This window comes from Cellulomonas iranensis NBRC 101100 = JCM 18110, from assembly GCF_001552375.1.
In the GTDB taxonomy this organism is placed as follows: domain Bacteria; phylum Actinomycetota; class Actinomycetes; order Actinomycetales; family Cellulomonadaceae; genus Cellulomonas; species Cellulomonas iranensis.
The window spans coordinates 51,919-73,921 of record NZ_BCRB01000005.1 but is presented as its reverse complement, the minus strand read 5'-3'; the positions used below and the strand labels follow the sequence as shown (position 1 = coordinate 73,921).

12 protein-coding genes and 1 pseudogene are annotated in these 22,003 nt (G+C 71.1%); 7 read left to right on the top strand and 6 right to left on the bottom strand.

Features of this window, described 5'->3' with window-relative positions; translation table 11 throughout:
• Positions 1 to 79: 79 nt before the first annotated feature.
• The 7 genes from CS2_RS01630 (at position 80) to CS2_RS01600 (ending at position 15,537) form a co-directional block, all read left to right on the top strand.
• A complete protein-coding gene (locus tag CS2_RS01630) occupies positions 80 to 1,171 on the top strand; it encodes an AraC family transcriptional regulator (protein WP_070318620.1) in 1,092 nt (363 codons plus the stop codon).
• 212 nt (positions 1,172 to 1,383) lie between these two features.
• Entirely contained in the window at positions 1,384 to 8,343 is a 6,960-nt protein-coding gene (locus tag CS2_RS01625) for a DUF5979 domain-containing protein (RefSeq protein WP_156441943.1), read from the top strand.
• Positions 8,344 to 8,463: 120 nt separating this feature from the next.
• The gene (locus CS2_RS01620; protein WP_070318618.1) at positions 8,464 to 9,135 is read left to right on the top strand and encodes an AIM24 family protein; all 672 of its coding nucleotides are present in this window, start codon (positions 8,464 to 8,466) and stop codon (positions 9,133 to 9,135) included.
• Between the two features lie 282 nt (positions 9,136 to 9,417).
• Positions 9,418 to 10,230: a hypothetical protein gene (locus CS2_RS01615; protein ID WP_233421029.1), complete on the top strand. Its 813-nt coding sequence runs from the start codon at positions 9,418 to 9,420 to the stop codon at positions 10,228 to 10,230.
• Positions 10,231 to 10,580: 350 nt separating this feature from the next.
• Positions 10,581 to 12,941, top strand: a complete 2,361-nt coding sequence (locus CS2_RS01610) for a restriction endonuclease fold toxin-2 domain-containing protein (protein WP_156441942.1) — start codon at positions 10,581 to 10,583, stop codon at positions 12,939 to 12,941.
• Positions 12,942 to 12,953: 12 nt separating this feature from the next.
• On the top strand, positions 12,954 to 13,337 hold the full coding sequence (locus tag CS2_RS01605; RefSeq protein WP_070318616.1) for a hypothetical protein: 384 nt from the start codon (positions 12,954 to 12,956) through the stop codon (positions 13,335 to 13,337).
• 766 nt (positions 13,338 to 14,103) lie between these two features.
• Positions 14,104 to 15,537: a hypothetical protein gene (locus CS2_RS01600; RefSeq protein ID WP_070318615.1), complete on the top strand. Its 1,434-nt coding sequence runs from the start codon at positions 14,104 to 14,106 to the stop codon at positions 15,535 to 15,537.
• A gap of 383 nt (positions 15,538 to 15,920) precedes the next feature.
• On the opposite strand, the gene CS2_RS01595 is transcribed toward CS2_RS01600, so the two are convergent.
• From CS2_RS01595 to CS2_RS01570, 6 genes and pseudogenes are all read right to left on the bottom strand, one after another.
• A complete protein-coding gene (locus CS2_RS01595; RefSeq protein WP_070318614.1) occupies positions 15,921 to 17,063 on the bottom strand; it encodes an AAA family ATPase in 1,143 nt (380 codons plus the stop codon).
• Positions 17,056 to 17,991, bottom strand: a complete 936-nt coding sequence (locus CS2_RS19395; RefSeq protein WP_217997346.1) for a DUF6414 family protein — start codon at positions 17,989 to 17,991, stop codon at positions 17,056 to 17,058. The genes CS2_RS01595 and CS2_RS19395 overlap by 8 nt, the downstream gene beginning before the upstream one ends.
• A gap of 160 nt (positions 17,992 to 18,151) precedes the next feature.
• Positions 18,152 to 18,415, bottom strand: a complete 264-nt coding sequence (locus tag CS2_RS01585) for a hypothetical protein (RefSeq protein WP_156441941.1) — start codon at positions 18,413 to 18,415, stop codon at positions 18,152 to 18,154.
• Positions 18,416 to 18,488: 73 nt separating this feature from the next.
• On the bottom strand, positions 18,489 to 19,388 hold the full coding sequence (locus tag CS2_RS01580; RefSeq protein ID WP_070318612.1) for a hypothetical protein: 900 nt from the start codon (positions 19,386 to 19,388) through the stop codon (positions 18,489 to 18,491).
• A gap of 116 nt (positions 19,389 to 19,504) precedes the next feature.
• Positions 19,505 to 20,419, bottom strand: a complete 915-nt coding sequence (locus tag CS2_RS01575) for an FRG domain-containing protein (protein WP_169798610.1) — start codon at positions 20,417 to 20,419, stop codon at positions 19,505 to 19,507.
• A 342-nt stretch (positions 20,420 to 20,761) separates the two neighbouring features.
• Positions 20,762 to 21,910: pseudogene (locus CS2_RS01570) on the bottom strand (IS3 family transposase).
• Between the last annotated feature and the right edge of the window lie 93 nt (positions 21,911 to 22,003).

Sequence of the window (22,003 nt, the reverse complement as noted above, 5' to 3'; positions counted from 1 at the left end):
CCCGCGCGGGTCGTGCAGCGCGGTCGTGAGCAGCGACTTCACCCGGAGGGGCACCGTGCGGCCCGTTAGCGTCGGGGCCATGTCCCACGCGCAGCCCCCGCCGGCGGACCCGACCTCCCCGCCGACCACCGCCCCTGCGGGCGACGCCCGCCCCGCCGACGAGGCCCGTCCGGCGGTCGTGCTTCGCCAGGACCGCTCGACCGAGTCCGTGCTCGAGTGGGTCGAGCGGCTGGTCGGCCAGGGCCCGCAGGCCGTGGGGCGCGGCGAGATCAGCGCGCTCATGGCGCCGATGGGCTGGGACCTGACGTTCCCCGACGGCGCCGCGACGTCCGCGACTCTGCACCCGGTGGTCGCCGACCGCATGGTGCTGTTCCGCTACGCCGGCTCGCGGTACACGGCGGTGTCCGACCGCGCCCCGCTCGCCGTGCCCGCGGGGCCGCGCCTCGCGGTGGTGGAGCTCGTCGAGCAGGGGCACGGGCGCGTGCTGCGCGGCGACCACGAGCTGCCGATCGGCCCGGGGGACGTCCTGCTGCACCCGCCGCGCGGCCGGTACGGCGTCGCGTGGGAGACGGGCCCCTGCCGGCGGACCGTCGTGCTGCTGACGACGTCCCTCTACGGCCGGCGCCCCGACGCGATCCTGCGCGACGAGGACCTCGTGCTGCGCGACGCGCCTCTGGCGCCGGCCGCGCAGCACCTGCTGGAGGTGCTCTTCGACGACGACGTCGATGCCGTGGTGCGTCTCACCGCGACGCAGGCGCTGCAGGGGCTCGTGGCGGCCACGGTCGCGTCGGCCATCGACCGCGGGCAGGCGCCGCCCGAGCCGGGGATGCGCGACCGGGTCCGGGCGCTGCTCGTCGAGCGGTACGCGGACCCGGACCTCGACGCGGACGTGGTCGCGCGCGAGCTGCGCATCAGCAAGCGGCACCTGTTCGCGCAGTTCGAGGACAGCCGGGACTCGTTCGCGACGACGCTGCGGGACATCCGGCTCGAGCACGCCGCGGAGATGCTCGCGGGTGCCGACGACGGCGTGACGGTGCGGCGCGTCGCGCGCGAGACGGGGTTCGCCGGGACCGCCCAGCTGGGCCGGGCGTTCCGTGACCGTTTCGGGCTGACGCCCACGCAGTTCCGCGCCGCGGCGCTGCGCGGCCAGCCGCTGCCGACGTCGCGCTGACGGAGCGGCAGGTCAGGGCCCCGGCGGGGCCGTCGGCCGTGTGCGCCGCCTCACCTCCGCGACCACCTCCGCGACCGAGCCGAATGCGGCGAACCGGACCGCGTTGACGATTCGTGCGCGCGTGCGTGACGTACCGCGCAGTCTCACCCCGGTGAGGGGACCTAGGGCCTCCATGGTGTGGGCGACCCCCACCCCTCGTCGGAGGCTCCCGCATGCCCACGCAGTCCCGAGGTCGCGCTCCCGTGCGCCGCCTCATGTCGTTCGTCGCAGCGGCGCTCGCCGCGTTGCTCGCGCTGCCCGTGCTCACGGCACCGGCGGCTGCGGCAGACCCCCAGTACCTCGGCATCACCAAGTCGGTGGACCGCGGCGAGCTCGCGCCGGGCGACACGTACACGTACAGCGTGCAGGTGGCGTGCTCGGAGGCGTCGTGCCTCGACGCGGTGCTGACGGACCCGCTGGGCGAGCACGCGGGGCACGAGCTTCTGGACGTCGAGCTGCTGCCGTCGACGCCGGGTCTGACGTTCGTCCCGACGTGGACGTCGGGCGGCACGACGTCGGCGACGGCGCCCGCGGTCGTCGCGGCCGACACGCGCCTCGACGTCGCGTTCACGCAGCCGACCGTCAGCCCGACGGGTGAGGGCATCCAGGCGGGTCAGACGTTCTCGGTGCAGCTGACGCTGCGCGTGCCGACCGACCTGCCGCCGGGCACCACGACCACGCACGTCAACACCGCGACGGTCACGGCGACGAACTCGGCACCCGCGACCGCGTCGGCGCAGGTCGAGGTCACGGTGCCGGTGACCGTGGCCGTCACCCCCGCCAAGTCGTGGACGCCGGCCCAGCAGGCCTTCGCCGCGGGTGCGCCGTCGACCATCACGATCGGCGCGACCAACGCCGCCAACGTCCCGGCCGACGCGCTGGTGCTGCAGGAGCCCGCGGTCGCGCCCGAGGGTGCCGCGACCCTCGACGCAGCGAACCCGTTCACGCTCGTCGACCTCGTGTCGCTCAGCGGCGTGCAGGTGCCGACCGGATGCACCGCGGTGCGCGTCGACGCGTACGTGCAGCGTGCGGGCACGTGGACGTGGGTCGCGGGCGACGGCGGCCTCGTGCTCCCCGGCGGCGTCGACGCGGACGCCGTCGGGGGCCTGCGCGTGACGTGCGACGGCCCCGTGGCCGTCGGCGACACGCTGTCCCTCGACCTGGGCGTCGCGCAGCGCGCGACCCACCGCACGACCGACGCCGACCTGTCGGTCACCACGAGCACGCTCACCAACACCGTCGCGGCGACCGTCGAGGTCGACGGGCAGGACCCGGTGTCCGCGACGGCGACCGCGCCGTACCGCGTCGACCCCGCGCGCCTGGGCACCGAGGTCGTCAAGGACTTCGCGCCGGCGCGCGTCTCGGCCGGCGAGCCGAGCGTGCTGAGCCTCGTGGCGTCGCAGACGTCCGACGTGCCGGTCCGCGAGCTGCGCGTGAGCGACCTCGACTTCTTCGGCGCCGACCCCGCGTTCGGCGGGTTCGACGGCGCGCCGTCGTGGCCGACCGGCGCGACGGGCGCGTCGGTCGTCTACCACCTGTCCGACGGCTCGACGCCGTCCGTCACGTTCGCCGCGGGCGACGTGCCGGCCGGTCCCACGCTGGGCTCCGGCGTGCACGTCACCGGGTTCGAGCTCGTGTTCACGGGCTCGATCGCGCCGGCTGCCGAGCCCGCGCGCGCCCGCGTCACGGTGCTCACCGCCGAGACCGCGACCGGCCCGGTGCGGCAGCTCGACAACACCGCGACGGTGCGCGTCGAGGCGCCCAACGGCAACACCGCGCAGGGCACGGACGACGCGCGCCTCGCGGTCGTGCCCGCGTCCATCGAGGTCGGCCTGGCCAAGACGGTCCGCCCGAACGCCCAGCTGCGCCCGGGCGACACCGCGGTCACCGAGCTGCGCACGACGCTCGCGGTGTCGTCGTCGTACGTCACGGCGCGCGACCTCGTCGTCACCGACGCGTGGGACGGCGCCGCGCGCGGCTTCTGGGACGGCTTCGACCTGACGGCGATCGCGCCGACGCAGGTGCCGTCGGAGACGTCGGTCGAGGTGCGCCTGCAGACGTCCGTCGGCACGTGGGTCACGGTCCGCACGGAGCCCGCGCAGGGCGCGGCGTGGCTGCTGCAGCTCGACGCCGCGGAGCTCGCGGCCGGGCTGCCCGGCGGCACCGCCCTGTCCGACGTCACGGGCGTCGAGCTGCGCCTGCACGACGCCGACGGCTTCGAGGAGAACACGACCGTCACGCCGTACCTCGTGACGACCGCGCGCGGCACGCTGCGCAGCGGCGGCACCCTGCCCGAGGGCACGACGACGCTGCGCAACGCGGCGACCGTCAACGGCAGCGGCACGACCGGCGGCGGCACCCCGGTGTCCGACGGCGACGACGCGGACGACGACGCGGCGGTCACCCCGCCGCCGCCCGGCACGGGCCCCGTGGAGGTCCGCAAGACGTGGACGCAGCCGACCGTGGCCGCGCAGTCGGGCCAGCAGCGCACGACGCGCGTCGCGTGGCGGACCGCCGCGGGGGCGTCGTCGGTGACGCTCACCGACCCGGCCGCCGCGACGGACCCGGCCGCGGCCGACCCGGCGGGCACGCTGCTCGACGCGTTCGACCTGGTGCGCGTGCAGCCGATCGCCTACTCGGCGACGCCGTTCACGAACGGCTGGTACCTCAAGTACGACCGCGTGACCGACGTGCGGCTGCTGCTGCCCGACGGCGCGGGCGGCCGGTCCTGGCAGTCGGTCACGGCGCCCGCGGGCGGCTGGACCAACGGCGGCGGGTTCGTCGGGTACACGCTGACGACGCAGCAGCGCGCCGACGCGTGGGGCGTGCAGCTCGTCCTGGAGGAGAACGGCCCCGCGCGCGCCGCGGCCCGCCAGCCGGGCGCGGCCCTCGACCCGTTCGCGCCGGCCGTGGGCACGGGCGTCGCGGCGTCGTCGACCGACCGCACGCTGGACCTGCAGTGGCAGATCCGTGAGGTGCGCCGCACGGGTGGCTGGGTCACCGACAAGGAGACCTACAACGCGGGCGCCGCGGGCGTCGTGCGCAACACCGTGGGCATCGCGGCGCAGCGCACCGACGGCGTCGTGACCGCGCAGGAGCGCGCGGACATCACGATCACGGGCTCGACGCCGCTCGTGCGCGTCGACAAGACCGTGTCGACGGGTGACGTCGCGTACGTGCCGCGGCCCGGCGTGGTCCCGGCGGACCAGTGGCCCACGCGCACGTTCGGCCTCACGGCGTGGAACGACGCCGTGGCCCGCGCCTCGTACCTGCGCATCACCGACCCGGCGTGCTCCGACGTCGACGTGCAGGGCACCGCGTGCGCGCTCGCGGACCCGACCGCCGACCCGTTCGCGGCGTCCGTGGACTGGCTCGCACCCGGCAGCGGCGAGAGCCCGTTCGACCGGTTCGACCTGACGAAGGTGCGGTTCTCCGCGACGCGTCCGGCCGAGGTGGACCTCGCGGCGTCGACCGCGTGGCTGCTGCGGTACGCCGACGGCGACTACACCAGCGAGCGCACGACCGTCGCGGCGCTGCTCGCGATGACGCCCGCGCAGCTCGCGGACGTCGTGGCGCTGAGCGCGACGTTCCAGGGCACCGACCCGGCGGTGACGGGCGGCACGATCACGCAGGGCAACCGCCTGCGGCTCGACCTCGACACGCGCCTGCGCACCGAGGTCCGGTCGACGGGCCAGGCGCAGACGCTGCGCGCCGGCGAGTCCGTGACGGTCGAGAACCACATGTACGCCCAGTCGTACGACCCGGTGCTGGACCCGGCGGGCGCGACGATCGCCGCCGGCACCGACGGCGTCGACGTGCGCCTCACGGGCGGCGAGATCAACGTGGGCGTCGCCAAGACGATCTCGCCCGCGGTGGTCACCGAGCCGACGCGCGACGAGCCGCTGACGGTGCGCCTGACGGCGACCAACGGCACGGCCCCGGCGGGCACGCTGGCGCCGGCGCAGGTGCGCCTGCAGGACGACGCGACGACGTCGCCGGAGTTCTGGGACCGGTTCGACCTGGTGGGCCTGGGTGCGGTGACGCTGCCCGCGGGCGCCGACCAGGTGCAGGTCGACGTGCACGGGCCGTTCGGGCCCGGCGGCGCGGACGCGTGGGTGACGGGCACGCCGGGGGCGACCCCGACGCTGCCGGTCGCGGCGGAGCGCGCCGGTGACGTCGACGGCGTCCGGTTCGTGCTGTCGCGCGCCGACGGCGCGTTCTTCTCGGACGCGGTGCCCGCACCGGGCTGGTCGACGACCGCGCAGCTGCAGGTGCGGCTGCGGGACGTCACGCGCACGGGCGGCGACCCGATCGTGCTGGACGCCGACCACCACGAGGTGACCAACACCGTGGTGGGCCAGGCCGACCGGCTCAACGGCGAGGCGTCGCAGGAGCGCGCGAGCGCCGCCGCGGTCGACCTCTTCGAGGGCACGCACCGGCTCGCGGTCGACAAGCTCGCGAACGACGGTAACCGGACCGTGCAGGTCGGCACGGCCGTGCCGTGGGACCTGTCGTTCCGCAACGCGGGCAGCGGCTACCTCGACGTCGCCGAGCTGCGCGACACGCTCCCCGAGCACCTCGTGTGGACGGGTGAGACCGCGCCGGTCGTGACGGTGCCCGCGGGCAGCGCCATGGGCGACCAGGTGACCGTGTCGGTGGACGGCGACGACCTGGTGCTCGCGTGGCCGCAGGACGCGCGCCGCCTGGCGCCGGGCGAGCGCGTGGCCGTGCGTCTGGTGCTCGAGCTGCAGCCCGGTCTGTCGGCGGGGCAGCGCGCGGTCAACACTATGGCCGTGCGCACCGCGCAGACGCTCGAGGCGTGCACGCCGCTCGACGGCTCGCGCCCCGTGACGGGTGCGTGGGCGGACGACGCGACCACGTGCGGCTCGGCCGACCACGTGTCGCCGCGCGCGGGGTCCAACCTGTTCGCCGTCAAGGGCGTGCGGGGCTCGCAGCCCGGTGCGGCGACGGCCGACGGCCAGGAGTGCACGACGCGCCTGACCGCGACGGGCGGCGACTACCACCGCACGCCGTGCATCGCGCGCTCGCTGGCCGGTGCGCAGGACGACTGGGTGCTGCGCGCGCAGAACGCGGGCACGACGAGCGTCGACGAGCTGACGATTTTCGACCCGCTCGCGGCGACCGGTGACCGCATGATCATCACGGGCGGCGAGCGCGGCTCGGTGTACCGGCCGCAGGTCGTGCCCGGTTCGCTGCAGGTCACCGCGCCCGCGGGTGCCGTGGTGGTGACCGAGGTGACGACGACGGCGGACGTGTGCGCCGGCACGTGGGCGGGTCTGCAGGACCAGGCCGTCTGCGAGCAGTCGGGCGAGGCGTGGTCGGTGGCCGACGACGCGACCGACTGGTCGGCCGTCACGGGCCTGCGCGTGCACGTGGACCTGCGGCCGTCGGCCGCGGGGGCGCTGCTGAGCGGGCAGTTCGTCGACGTGACGTTCTCGACCGTGAACGTGCTGGCGGGCGACGACGTCGTCGACGGCGTGCCCGCGGGCTCGGCGGCCGACGCGGTGGTCGCGTGGAACCAGTTCGGCGTCAAGTACCACGACGTGGGTGCGCCGACGTGGTCGAAGATCGCGCCGCCCAAGATGGGCGTCGAGGTGCTGACCGGCCCGATCGAGGTCCGCAAGGTCGTCGAGGGCCCGGCGGGCGGCTACGCGCCGGCGTCGTTCGGCGCCGACGTGGTCTGCACGCTCGACGGCGTCACCCTCGACCTGGGGGCCGCCGCGACGCTCACGCTCGACGAGGGCAACGGCTGGACGGCCCGCGTCGACGGCGTGCCGGTGGGTGCGCGGTGCGACGTCACCGAGACCGGTGAGCCCGGCAGCCACGGCGAGACGACGCGGTCCGGCACGGTCCGGCTCGAGGTCGACGCGCCCGCGGGTGCGGACGGCGCCGTGCCGACCGCGCAGGTCGCGACGCTGACCAACACGTACGCGTTCGGCGGCCTGAGCGTCACCAAGCGCGTGGACTCGACCGCGACCGCGGGCCTCGAGGGGCCGTTCACGTTCGCGCTGACCTGCACCGCGGCGGGCACGGGTGCGCCCGTGACGTTCGACGGCGCCGACGCGCTGACGTTCACGCTCGCCGACGGCGAGACGTTCACGGCCCCGGACGAGGTCATCCCCGCCGGTGCGACGTGCGCGCTGACCGAGACCGACAGCCGCGGCGCCGACCGCGTCCTGCTGGTCGGGGACGGCGTCGTGCCGACCGGTCCGGGTGCGGCCGACGTGACCGTGGGCGCCGACGGCGCAAGCGTCGAGGTCGTCAACGGGTTCGACGCGGGTGTGCTCGAGGTCCGCAAGGTCGTCGACGGCGCCGGTGCGGCCACGTGGGGCGCGGGTGCTTCCTTCGGGTTCTCCGCTGTCTGCACGTACGACGCGCGCACGGTGCTCGACGAGTCGTTCGACCTGCTCGCGGGCGGGCTGCGGACGTTCGGTCCGTTCCCGGTGGGCACGTCGTGCCGCGTGCTGGAGACGGCCGCGGGCGGTGCCACGAGCTCGGTGCTCGCACCGGCCGACGGCGTCGTGACGGTCGAGCCCGCGTCCGACGAGGGCGAGGTCCCGGCGGCCGTGGTGACGGCGACCAACACGTTCGACGTCACGTCGGTCGAGGTCGTCAAGCAGGTCGCGGGCGCCACGACGGCGCCGGGCGCGGCCGGGCCGTTCACGGTCGAGCTGGTGTGCGCGTGGCCGGTCGACGGGCAGGACGTGCCGCTCGACGTGCCCGGCGGTGCGCAGCGCACGCTGCGGGCGCCGACCGCGCTGACCGCGTCGTGGACGGGCCTGCCCGTCGGCGTGGACTGCACGGTCACCGAGACGGAGACGGGCGGGGCCGCGCAGGTGGCCGCGACCGTGCGCGTCGAGGGCCGCGAGCCCGTGACGTCGACGGGTGCCCGCGTGCCCGTCGTCGGGCTGGCCGGGACCACGGAGCCGGGGCAGGCCGTGGTCGAGCTGGTCAACACGTTCGACGCGCCGCCGGCGGACGGCGGCACGACCGCCGCGGACCGTGACCCGCTCGCGCTGACCGGTGCGGACGTGCTGCGCGCCGGCCTGGGGGCCCTGCTGCTGCTGGCAGCCGGTGGCCTGCTCGTCGCCCTGCGGAGGCGACGGGCCTGAGGACCGGTGGCGGCCGGCATCCCCCCCGACGCCGGCCGCCACCGCTGCACGACGCCGTCCGGGTGAACTCACCCGGGCGGCGTCGTCGTCGTGCCCCGGCGGGGGTGCAGGATGACGCCCATGCGTAGCGACATCTTCGACCGGACGAACCTCGAGGTCGAGAACGGACAGCGGTTCTTCTTGCAGAACTCCAAGATGCTCAAGGTGACCCTCGGCGAGCCCGTGCTCGCCGCGAAGGGCTCGATGGTCGCCCACCAGGGGGCCGTGCAGTTCCACCACAAGGGCTCGGACACGCTGGCGAAGTTCGTCAAGCGCGCGATCAGCTCCGACGACCAGGCGCTCATGACCGTCTCGGGGCAGGGCGACGTGTTCTTCGCACGGTTCGCCGAGACGGTGTTCATCATCCACCTCGAGGGCGACGCGATCAGCGTCGGCGGCGCGTCGCTGCTCGCGTTCGACGCGACCCTGCAGTGGGACCTGCACCGCACGCGCGGCGCCGGCATGATGACCGGCGGCCTGTTCAACACCCTCATCCAAGGCCACGGGTCCGTCGCGCTGACGTCCGACGGCCAGCCCGTCATCCTCGACTGCTCGCAGCAGCCCACGTTCGTCGACCCCAACGCCGCTGTGTGCTGGTCGGCGAACCTCGTGCCCGAGGTCGTGTCGAGCATGAACATGAGCTCGCTGCTGCGCGGCGGCACGGGGGAGGCGTTCCAGTACAAGTTCCACGGCCCGGGCTTCGTGGTCGTGCAGCCGTCCGAGGGGTTCGCGGGGCTGGGGCAGACGAGCTGACGTCGAGTCCTGGCTTCCGGGGGTGAGGGGTTGTCGTCGCCACGCGACGGCAACCCCTCACGCTGTCCTGGGGCGGGCGGGCGGGAGGTGCGGGGCGCGCGTGGTGCGGTGCGCGCGGGAGGTGCGGGGCGCGCGGGGTGCGGTGCGCGCGGGAGGTGCGGGGCGCCGCAGGGCGCGGTGATCGACGGGCGCGCGGGTGTCACAGCGGGCGGTGCGGCGTGGGTCGGACGTCACGCCCGCGGGGGCTGGCCTGCGGGTTCGCGTGTCGGTACGTTCGCGACCGTGCGTCTGAACCGGCCGTCGGCCCGTCCCGCCCTGCTCGCCGTCGCCGCGGTCGCGGCCCTCGCCGCGTGCTCGTCCGGCACGTCGCCCGCGCCGGGTGCGTCGCCCAGCACGTCGGCGCCGACGGTCGTCGCGTCGCCGTCGCCCACCGCGTCCGCGACGCCCGACGTGCCGGTGGTCGTGGCGCCCGCCGAGTGCGACGCGGTCTCGCTCGCGCCGGGTGCGACGGTGACGGGTGCGGACCTGTCCGCGTGCGTCATCGGGTTCTCGCTGGCCGCGGGAAGCGGCCACGAGCACGTGCAGTCCGGCGACTCCACCGCCGAGGTCGACTTCGTGTTCTCCGACGCGCCCGCCATGACCGGCACGATGGTCGACGCCGACGGCACCACGTCGTTCGTGCTCACGCAGGACCGGTCGTGGATCACGATCGACGGCCGCTGGGTCGAGGGCGACGTCACCAGCAGCGACTCCGAGAAGGTGCTCGCCGGCACGGTCGGCACCGCGTACCGCACGCTCGCCGACCCGGCCGTCAGCGCCGGCATGATCGCCATGTCACCCACGTACACGGTGCAGCCCGACCAGGACGTCATCGACCTCGTCAACGGCGGCGAGGTGCACGCGTGGCGCCTGCAGTCCGACGCACCGTTCAGCATGGCCGGCGTCGACATGCAGGAGCTCATCGTGTGGCTCGCCGACGGGCACGTGGTCGTCGGGACGCAGGGGACCGGCACGTTCGGGGGCGTGCAGACGACGACCGTGCAGCAGTTCACCGACTGGGGCGTGCCCGTGGTGGTCGAGCCGCCGGTGGGGTGAGGTGGGGGGCTCCACGCTTCCCTCCACCATGGCAAGGAAGCGAAGACGCGTAGCGACCTGCCTGACGCAGCGCAGCGCCGGATGCGTGGAGCGCCACTATCGAGTCCGGGCCGTCTGGCGCGATCACCTCAACGGTCGCGTCGTCGGGGGCGCAGCGCCGGCTCGTTGCGCGGCTCGCCGGTGATCGGACGTTTGCTCACGGGGTGATCGTGCTGGGACGTCGCTGATCCGTATGGGTGGCTCGGCGCAGGATCGGCCGGTGGGCGACTCGTGACCCGCTACGGTGCTGCGCGGCCGTGAGGTCCGATTTGCAGGGGGGCAGGGTGTCGGCGACCGCCGTGGAGAGTCCGGTGGGTGCTGCGCTGCCGCGGGAGTGGTGGCAGGTCTGGGCGCAGCGTCGCGCGCAGTGGTGGGTGGCTCGTCCGGTGCTGGCGGCGCGGTGGGCGCGGGTGCGTGCGATCGGATTGTGGGTCACGTTGGCGTGGGTGCTGGCGCTGCTGGTGGTGGTGCCAGATCTGCGGTTGGCGGTGCGCGGGTACGTGGGTGCCGTGTGGTTGGTTGTCGCCTGGTGGGTCCTGGCACGGACCAGGACCCTCACGTGGGCCGGGTGCATGCGCTACTTCGCTGGGTGCGTGACGTGGTCGTTCGTGGTCGCGGCTGTGTGCACCGTCTTGGCGCTCCGTGTCGCGTCGACGGCGGGCGGTTCTGGACCGACGGTGATGATCGCCTCGCTGAGCGAGGAGGCTCTGAAGCTGGTCCCGGTAGCCGTGGTCGCCTTGCTCGCGCCGCGGCGTGCGCGACGGTTCGCTGCGGTGGACTGGCTGCTGCTGGGGTGGGCCGCAGGCACGGCGTTCGTGGCCGTCGAGGAGGCCGCGCGTCGCACGGCGTTGATGGTCACGACGTCGGGGATGATGACTCGCTTCTGGTCCGGCGGTGAGGGGGTGCCCCCGGACTGGGTGCAGCTGGGGTGGGTCCCGGTGCCGAACGCCCTGCATGGAGAGATCGCCGCGTACGGCGGTCACGGTGTGCTCACTGCGACGGTCACGGGCGCGGTCGGAGTCGGCGTCGGGGTATGGCGGTGGAGCCGTCGGCAAGGGGACGCAGGTGGCGCGATCGCTCGTGCGGTGGCACTGCTCGCGCCGTTGCTGGCGTTGTGGGTGGCGATCGCGGACCACGGAGGTCTGAACGTCCAGGTCGACGCGGGCGCGTTGTCACCGGACGGCACACCGCGGTGGCTGGACCCGGCGGTGACGTCGGTGCCGTGGTGGGTCCGGGTGCCCTGGTCGGTGCTCGGCCACGGCCACGGCCGGGTGGCGCTCGTCGTGCTCGTTGCCGTCATGTGCACGCTCCTCGACGCGCATCGGTTGCGGTCGCTGCGTGCACCCGGCTTGGTCCACGACGTGGCGCCTTCATGGGCGGGGCGGGGCTGGAAGGCAGGCGGCCGAGGGCGGGCAGCGCGTCTTTTCGAGGGCATCGCCGCCGTGGTGACGTGGTGGGTCTGGGTCGTGGTCCGCGACGTCACGCAGACGGTGGCGGCGTTCGCCCGGCAGCCGGACGAGCCGCGACGGGTCGCCGTGCTGCGCGGGCAGGACGCCGCGGCGGCCCAGCGTGCGGCCCGCGAGCTCGCCTACGACACCCTGGCGGGCACCCCGACTCGAAGCGCAGTCCTCCGCGCACAGGCACTCGCCGGGACCGCCCTCGGGTTGCTGCTCGTCCTCGCGCTCGGGGTGGCCCCGGCGGCCGCTGCACGGTTCGGCCCTTACCCGTGGGACCTGCAGCGGTACCACGAGACCTACGGTGCGAGCTGGCTGGCCGGGCTGATCGAGGACCTCGGTCGTTGGTGGCACGACCAACCGATGAGCACGCAGCTGCTCATCGGACTCGGCATCGCCGCGCTCGTGACGCTGTCCGGGGGCTCCCTCGCTTTCGCGTTCGGAATCTCCGGGGTCCTGACCTGGGGCCTGGACAAGTCCGGCGGCATCGCGACGTTCATGCGCGACCCGCAGCGGGCCACGCGCGACTACGTCCTGACCGCCACCCCCGCCCAGGTCGCCGCCGACACCCTCGGTGTCGCGCTCACCTTCGCACCAGCGAACTTCGCCGGCGCCACGATCGGCCGCAGCGTGCGGACCACCGCGAAAGACGTCGCCGCGGACCCCGCCGCCTGGCTCGCGACGCGTCGCGCGCTACTCACGGATGGGTCCGACGCTGGGGTGATCGACCTCGACTGGTTCTTCGGAAGGAGGCCGGTGCCGCTGGCTGACGGGACCGTGCAACCGGCCCTGTCGGCCGCTGAGGAAGCTGCGGCGGTGGCACGGTACGAGGCGCTCCCGCACGTTCCTCTCTCAGCGAAGGGTGACGAGCTGCAGTACCAGTTGAGGGTTTACGGCGACAACGAGCGTGTCGTCGAGCTTGCTGAGGGCCGCACACTTCCCGACGGTTTCACTTCGACCTACGGCGCCGTGGGAGATGCCAAGTACGTCGCACCGGGATCGGGGAGCTCGTTCTACGAACCGGCCGTGGGAAGCAAGCTCGAAGAGGTCGCGACACGCGTCATGGACAAGCGGCTCCTTCGCCTGGCAGAGGCAGCGAGCCGACTAGGAGACACAGGAGTGATTGAGTACGTCACCAACAGCCCAGCCGCGGCGAAGTTCTTCGAGGATCGGATGATCGCTCTGGGACTCCGCGGCTACGTCCGACTAGTCCCGTGAGAGGTTGGAGAGATGCCCAACTCCGTCGTCGCCGTCGCGGACGGTGACTTCCGGTTCGACCCGTCGGCCGTCTTCGACGTCGTGCGCGCGGCCTGGCCGCGCAGCACGTTCGCCGGGGTGAGTGGTCGCCTGTCGGAGGTGTCCGCGGGACAGATCACCGTGCTGGACGGTGAGGAGCTGGTCGCGCTCGTCGAGGTGGACGTGGCGGGGGAGGCGCTCGACGTCGACTGGCGGACGCCAGAGACGCTCGCGCAGGTCGTCTCGGTCATCACCAGCCTCCCGGGCTTCGCCGGTGACTCCTCGGTCGTCCTGACCGACTGGGCGGACACGCTCGTCGAGCTGCGCCCCGGGACGACGGCACGAGATCTGCTCGCGGCCCGGGGTGACGTGCTGTAGTCGGTCAATCCGACCCTGGAGCCGCCCTGAGCGCCTCCGCATGCACCCACCGGTGCGCGCCCGTCGACACGTCGACGCACGGGTGGCGCAACGACGCCGAGTCGTCCCACTCCCAGCCCGACGCCTGGCTCGACCGCGGTCGCATGGTCGCGCTCACAGGCGAACGGCAAGCGTTGGTCATGCTCTCCTTCGCGGTGACGCACGACGCCGTGGCCGACTAGCATCACCGCCAACGGCAGCGCACGCAGGCACTCGCTCCCGCTGCCTGAAGCCACCCCCCAACTGAACTACGACGACACCAGCCCTTGAGGTGATCGGCGCACCCCGAGTCGCGGCACCGGTAGGCTGAACCCGCGCCGATCGGACCGCACGGCCCCGGCCGGCGCAGCACGGGACCAGCGAGACCACGCTCAGCAGTGCCGGTCGAGACCGCCGACGGGTTCTTGACCACGTTTCTCGCCTGTCCCGCGCGCCTGGGGACCAGTAGGAAACTCCGTAGTGCCTCGTCAGGTGTGTGGCATACCTTGAGGGACAGAACGGACATCGACGGAAGTCGGAACGCTGCGAGCGTCTGACCTGGGTGTCCACGGGTGGCTCTGCCCAAGTGAACTCGTGCGCTGGTGCTGCTGGTGCGACCGGCCGGGCGGCTCGAGCGGGGGCTGGCAGCACGGTCAGCACAGCGCGCGTTCTTCAGGCTCGCCGGCGATGAGGAGACCCAGGAATTCGAGTCGTCCGCGCGGCGTGGGGAGCCTGTACTGTCCCGGACATGGCCGATAAGGACGCGCCGCCCATCGATACGACCCGCCCTCCGACAGGCGAGCTCGCCGCCCGTCGGCTGGTGGAGGCGCTCGTTCGCACGGACGACCGGGCGGAGCGGCACTACCTCGAGGTGAAGTCGGACATCGACCTCACGCGGACGCTAGGCGCGGCCAAGGTCGCAAAGTTCATTCTCGGGGCTGCGAACCGTTCCGTAGAACTTGCGAACCGGGCGTTCGGCGGCTATGGCGTCATGGTTATCGGCGTCGCTCCGGGTGTCGCACCGGGAATCCCTGCCATCGAGATCGGTGAGATCGAAGAACGGGTTCGCCCGTTCGTCACCGCTTCCGGTCCCGGGTGGGATGTTGTCCGAGTCCCTGTCTCCTCGGATCGCGACGTGCTGCTGGTTCTCGTTGACCCGCCCGTCGCAGGACAAGACCCGTTTCTCTGCTGGCGCGACTTCTCGCCGAGTGAGAAAAGCGAGCAGAAGTACTCGTTGCGTAACGGTGGGCTGTACATTCGCGCCGAAGGGTCGACACGTCCGGCGACCGCTGAGGAGATTGCCGCTCTGATCCAGCGCGGCAAGACCAGCCATCCAAGCGTCGACATCGAGGTCACCCTCGTTGGAACGGCAGTGCGGCCAGCCGTCGACCCGGGCTTCTTGGGCGCGCATGTAACCAAGGTGGCTGCGGCACTCCTACGCAAGCTGCCTGACGAGGAACCGCCCGTCGAGCGACCAGTTCACTCGCTGACGGAGCTTGCTGCCGTTTCCTCGCTGCGGGAGGCTCTCCGCTCAAACGTGCCGTTGATGAACCCTCTCGTAGGCAGGGCAATCCCTGAGGACCGCGCCCGTGAGGATTACGTGGCATCCGTGCGCGCCTGGGAGGTGAAAGCACAGGACGCTATCTCGAACTTCCTTGATGCGCTTCTCGCGCGCGCGGCTGAGCCCGTGATCGTTCGAGTTGCGAACCGTGCGGACACCTTTCTCGAGGACGTGGAGCTCTCTATCCACCTCGAAGGTGACGTCGAAGGTCTGGAACCGCGCGAGGCGGCAATCTCTCGGAGCGACTGGCCACCTCGACCTCCGCGTGCGTGGGGACCTCGACCCGAACCAAGCCCTTGGGCAACGATGCCCGGGCCGTCCATGTACGTACCGTCGCTGCCCTCTGCGTACACGCCCCCCGATTTCTCCTGGAGTAACGGCGGATCCATCAACGGCACGTGGTCGATCGGAGACCTGCGGCCCCGAGAAGAGGTCGAGGCGTTCCCGGATGAGACATTCGTCGTCGTTGTCCGCGACCCCGGTATGGCGACCGTTCGCGGGACGTGGACCCTAACGTCAAGGGGGCACCACAGAGTATACGAGGGTGAGATGACCCTGGCGATCGACGAGGCACCAGACGTTTCGGAGGTTATCGAGACTCATCTCGATAACCTGGGGTAGGGGAACCCAGGCGCGCCGAGGTCGGTGCGTCCAAGGCATTGGCGCGAACGGTCCGGGCCCCTGCCGCGTAGTTCGTGCTCGAGGCAAGCTGCAACTCGGTGCTTGTCGGCTCGACCTTGAACCCGGTGGCTGGGTTTCGACGAGCCCAGCCACCTCGGATATGGCACTTGTCAAATAACCCGTCGTCGCTGGTCAACTGGCATAGAGTCGCTAAGCCGAAGGTGGACATTCCCAGATCGGAAACGGGTCCTCTTGCTGGCCTGCAGGATCCCGGCTCCCAGTCAGGTACCGTCATGCCACCGAGTGCTCGGTGGAACTGACGCACGGTTGGACGATCTGCGACCGCAGCTTCGACGGCTGACCCTCAGGCCGGCGCGAGATGGCTAGATGGGTGACCCCTCCTCGTGCGTCCACGAGCGAACGAGCATCAGCGAGATGAGTTCGTCGACAAACTTCCCAAGCCTCCGGACGTTGCCGGTGCGGCTCGCGCCTGCCTTGAGGAGCGCCGTGACCTCCGCCGGATCGATTCGCGCCGATTCGTCCGCATCGAGTTTGGTGAAGCGGTCCGCGACGAGCCGGTCGATCACCACGTCGATTTGCTCGGCCGACAGGCTCTTGAATTCGATCATCGCGTCGAACCGGGAGTACAAGGCGTCGCCAAGGGCATCTCGGACTTGGGTGACCGACTCGTAGTTCGACGTGCAGATGATCAACGACGGACCCACAGTCACGCTGTAGTTCTTGTCCTCGAACTCGCCACCGTCGAACAACTGGTAGAACGCGCTGTGGAAGACCGGGTTGGCCTTGTCGAACTCGTCGATCAGGATCACCCCGGACTCCCGGTCGAGCAGGTCCCGCGCTAGCGATGCCTCCGAGTGCGTACCGCCGAAAAGATAGGAAGCGAACTTGTCACTGTGAAACATCGAGAACTGCTTGCGCAGCAGCCTGCCACCCAGCAGGCCGTTGACGAACTGGGCGGTCTCGGTCTTGCCCACACCGGATGGGCCGAAGAACATCAGGACGATCGGTGCGGAGCGGTTCTCGCGGGTCAATGGGTACAGTGCTGCCAGCAGGGACTCCTTCACGTGCGCCTGGCCCACGAGGTGATCGGCGAACCCGTCACGGACCGCCCTCACGACCTCTTTCGTCACCCGCGGATATGGGTACGTCTTGATCTCTACGTCCGCGACCCGCTCCAACTGCGCACGGACCGCCGCCGGCGGGTTCTGAAGGTGGAGCTCGTGCGGGCGCAGCTGCCGGACGAGACCGGCAAAGTTCGTGATCACGTGCTCTTGCAGGCTCGCGTAGTCACCGGACTCCGCCACCACCCGGTGCGGTCGCGCAGCCTCAGCATCCTCGGGGTCCTCCCCCGGATCGGGGGCGCCCTCGAGCCGGTGAAGAACTGTGCGGCGATCTTCCTCGCGTGCGAACACCAAATCCATTAGGCGTTCGTGAGGAGTCGCACCGATCTCGTCCGTGAACCAGGTGAGCGGCCCGTAATAGATGGTTACGGTCGGGTCACTCACCGGAGACACCCGCCAGGATGACGTCAAACACGTCCAGAGGCGGAGCCGCAGGCGAATCGCCGTCCAGGATATCCACCGCGGATGTCGGCTCGGGGTCGTGGTCCCCGGACATCTCGGCCCTCATGGCGAGATCTGCCTCGGTCGTCTCGCCGACGCGCACACCGTGGTAGACCAGGCGCATCCGCCGGAGGTCCGCCAGACCGTAGTTGTTGCGGAACGCGCGGATGTTGAAACGCAGCACACACTTGTGACCTTCGTTGTCCGTGCCGAGAAGATCGTAGTAGCCCTTAGCTCGTTCGAACGCTTCGTCCATCCGTGCGATGTCGAGACCGGAGTCTTCGGTGCGAGCGATGATCATGTAGGGCGTGTACATCTTCACGTAGGCCGCCGAGTCCTTCGGTGCGGTCACGCTCAAGCCCTCCAGGACGCGGACGCGGCTGTCGCTGGACACCTCCGCGAGGTAGTCGGTCAAGATCGTGTTCGACAGCGTCTTGCTCAGGATGCTCTGCCCGACGCTCGCCACGTCGATGCCGGCGCCCACCTGGGCTGACGCGCCCACGAACGGCAGCCAGCTAAACTTCGCGGCGAGCTGCGTCTCCACCTTCGAGTGCATGTCACGCGTGCGTTCGCGCACCTCCCCGCTGGTGGTCTCGGCTTTTCCGCCCGCGGTGATGTCGAGATAGTCCGACGCGCTCTGCTCGTCAAAGTACACGACCTTGATCATCGGCTTTCGGGTTTCCTCACCGGATTCTTTGCTCATAGCCCTCTCCTGGCAGTGCTGGTCAACCTTGGTGAAGCAGAAAACGACATAGTCGTCCTGACTGGCCGAGGCGTCCTCGTTATCAGCGACGTCCTCCACACCGGCGTTTACCGCAACCGCATGATCGTCGGCAAGCTCGCCGACCAGCAGCTCGTCATGATCAGCCACGCCCCCGCCCGCAGCGCCATCGCCGCCGCGACCGCACGCGCACACACCGCACTCGGACCGCCCGCCACAGCGCACGCCGCCGGACGTTTCGGCCGCAGGGTCTGCTGCAGGAGTGGGTGACAGCTTTCACCTGTCCGCGCGGCAGACCCATCACCCGCCTTCACCCCGACACTTCGACTGCCTGAAGCGCCTTCCCTTGCATGACTTCGCCGGCCGTGGGGAACCACACAGGGCGGAAGGTGAACTGAGCGTTCCGCAGGACGTCGAGGATCTCTTGCGTCTTCGGTGCCGGTGTGAAGCTCGCCCGGGCAAGCATCTCGACGTGTTCACGGGCGGAGACGGTCCAGCCATCGCCGGCGGCGGCTTCGACGATGTAGCCCGCGGTGTTCACGTCGGCGTCCCACAGCGCTTCGAGGGGTGTCATCTGCTCTCCTTGATCCATCTGTGGCGAGTTTGGAGCGCTCGTGCTGTTCTCGAGGCCGATGTGTTGGTCGCTGTCAGCTCGCTCGGGCTGAGGCGATCTGTGCTGCGGACAAGTACACCGACGTCAGGTGCGAGTCGTGGCGGTCGTCGGCCCCGTCCCTCACCCGCTCCCCGGACACCGCGACGCTTGTCGCAGCGATCGGCGCGTACTCCTGGTCGAGGGTCGGCACTGCTTGTCGATCAGCGGGCGCGTAGAACACCGGGGATGTGGCTTCTTCGAGCCGAGCCACCGCCGCAATCTTCGCGACCAGCGCCGAACGGTGAACCGGGCCGTCGCCGCCCCCTCCAGACACGGCGAACATCGCCGGCATCGCACTCGAACCGCCGCACACCTCCATCAGTTCCCAGAACTCGCGCCAACTCCACGAGGTCAGCTTGCTCGAGGACGGTGCGGCGTACAGACCTCGCTGCCGCCGCGGGGCGCCCGCGCTGGTCGTGTCTACCGTGAAGACCCGCTCGTGGTCTTTGACGGGGTCGCCGTGCGCGTCTGCGTAAGCGATCGGCGCGTACAGCGCGTAGTCCGGAATCACAATCGTCCAGTTCCCAAACCAACGGCCGTGCGACCTCATGAACCCGAACTCCGTCTTGGGCACACCGCCTCGCCACGGTCCGGCCGCGGCCAGATGAATCGGTCCCACCCATCCGGGTAGCGGGAACACGTAGTAGGTCGGCACCGGACTCGCGAGATACCTGCGTAGCTGTGCGACATCGACGTACGCGTGGTGGTCTGTTCCCGACGCCTCCGTGGTCTTGATCTCGAGGTTGAACATCTTCCCGAACAAGCCCGGGGCGATATCACCGACTCGAACATCCTCGCCGCGAGTTGGCCACCACAACGCCGCGTGCGACCGGTACCGGTACGTCGCGTAGAGCGAAGTCCAGTGCTCAAGGGTCTTCTCAGGGATCGAACGCACGTGCGGCACCACTTTCCAAGCGCGAAGGTCTCGATGACTGCACTGTGTCACCTTCGCGTGCGCAGTGACGCTCAGATCGGCGGCAGGTCACCCATTCGGCTCCCGTTCCTCGCGGCTCAGGATGCGAACATCTGCCCGACCCCGCTGAAGTCCGGGTAGATGGTCGCTCTCGTGAAGCCGAAGTTCGTCTCAAGACGGTCCAGTAGCACGGGCTTGACCGCGGCCGGCACGACGATCCCAAGCGCCTCAGGGAAGTTGGTCCGTCTGCGCCCACGACCCACCGTGCCGTGCGCCATCCCGAGGTCCTTCATCTGTGTTGAGTTCCACGAGGCGGGTGCCGTGAAGTCGCCGAGCTCGGAGACCGTCGAGCCGGCAGTGGTATCCGGGTCGCTGTGCAGCACGAAGAGTCCTCGCTGCGCTGCGATGCGGGGGTCGATCGTGGGCGTCGAGTAGATCAGTCGGGCGGGCTTCCTCGAGTGGAGCTGGTCGTACGAGTCGACCGCGTGAGGGTTGCGGATCGTCGTAAATGCCCTCCGCTGAAACGCGAGGAGGAGTCCAGGCCGCGTCCGAACGTTGACCCCGCCCGCGGTCGAGTCGTCGTCGCAGAGGAACCACAGCGCGACGAACGGGTCGGTCGTGACGTCGATGAGGCGCGTGGCCGCGGCGTGGTGGCGCAGGCGGGCGAGCAGCTCCCAATCGCCGGTGTACTGGGCGCGGTCTGCGCCGATAGTCCGGATCGTCTGGAGCATGTTCGTCTCGTGATCGCGGATCTGAGCCGAGCTCTTCTTCTGGCGCGTCGCCTTCGACTCGACTCTCCATGCCTCGTCGGCCTGACCTCGCCAGACGATCCCGTCGCTAGGCCCGGAGATCGAGATGCTGCTGATCGCGTTGACGATCTCGAGCGCTGCTTGCTGCAGACGCTTCGGCCCGGGGTTGGTGCTCGTCCGGCAGATGGAACTGGAGTCCGACTCGAAGACCACGTGCGAGGGCCACGGCGACGTCGGGACTGGCGTCGGGACTGGCGTCGTCATGACCGCCATGGTGCCAGGGCGGCGGTCCCGTTCGCAGGCGTTCCGCGAACGCGGGAAGGGAGGACCCCCGACCCGCTCGTGGCTCCGGTGGTCACTGCGCTATGGACACGGTGCGCTGTCGCGACGCCCCGCCCTGGAGCGCCGGTGCTGGCTCAACACACGCGAAGTCGTCGGTGAGGGGGCGAGCTCTACAAGGGTTGGGTTCGAGACCCCAGCCCGCTGCCCCAACATCGACCTGAGATGCGACAGCGAAGCCCGTTCGACAGCGCCGTCGGGAGGGCTCACCTTCAAGGGGCGCTGGGGACTGCCCCGACTCCGGTTGACCCGTTTCGGTAGGGGCGTTCATGCCGCGTAAGCGGCTTGGAGCAGTGTCTCGTACTCGATGGGCGTCAGGCGTCCGAGGCGGTCTTGGCGGCGTCGGCGGTGGTAAGTCTTCTCGATTCAGGTGACGATCGCCAGGCGCAGGTCCTGGCGGGTGGCCCACGAGCGGCGGCGGTTCAGGACGGTCTTCTGCAGCAGCGCGAAGAACGACTCCATCGCGGCGTTGTCGGCGCAGGCTCCAACCCGGCCCATGGACCCGGTCAGCCCGGCGGCGCGCAGGGCGTGGACGTAGGCATGGGAGCGGAACTGGGTGGACCACGGTGCCGGCCGGTCGGCGCAGCGCGACGGCGTTGGCCAGCGCGTTGACAGCCAGCTGCGAGGTCATCCGGGAGTCGATCGAGTATCAGACGATCCGGTTGGTGCACGCGTCCTTGATCGCGCAGAGGTAGAGCTTGCCCTCGGCGGTGGGGTGCTCGGTGATGTCCGTGAGCCACAGCTGGTTGGGCCGCTCGGCGGTGAAGTCCCGCTCGACGAGGTCGTCGTGGACCGGCGGGCCGGGCCGCCGGGCGTTCCCGCGCTTCTTGGCGTGGGCTGACAACAGCCATGCCGTGCTGCATAGGCGGTGCACCCGGTTGCGCCCGGCGCGGATGCCGTGAGCGGGCAGCTCGTCGGCGATGAACCGGTACCCGAACTCCGGGTCGTCGTGATGGATGTCGATCGCGGCGTTGATCAGGTGCGCGTCGTCCCAGTCCCGGTCGGTCACAGGCCGCGAACGCCAGGCGTAGTACGCCTGCTTGGAGAACCCGAGCACCCGGCAGGTCACCGCGACGGGGATGCCGTCCGCGGCCAGGTCACCGACCAGCGGGTACATCATTTTGGGATGATGTCGCGGGCGAAGTAGGCCGTTGCACGGCGTAGGATCTCGTTCTCCTGCTCGACCTGCTTGAGCCGGCGACGCAACTCGCGGACCTCGTCCTCGCCGCCGGGCACCGGGTCGGGCTCGCGGCGGCCTGAGGCACGGGCGTCTTCCCGGTCGGCGATCGCCAACCAGCGCGCCAGGCAGGACTCGGAGATCCCGAAGCTGCGGGCGACCTGCGCCCGGGACTGCTCGCCGCGCCGGGCGACAGCGATCACGTCTCGCCGGAACTCCGGCGGGTATGCGACAGGCACGATGCTGATCCTTCCAGCGAGGAACACGTCCCTCGCAGGCCAGGAGTCAACCGAACCGGGGGCAGTCCCCGGGTGGCGCAACGACGCCGAGTC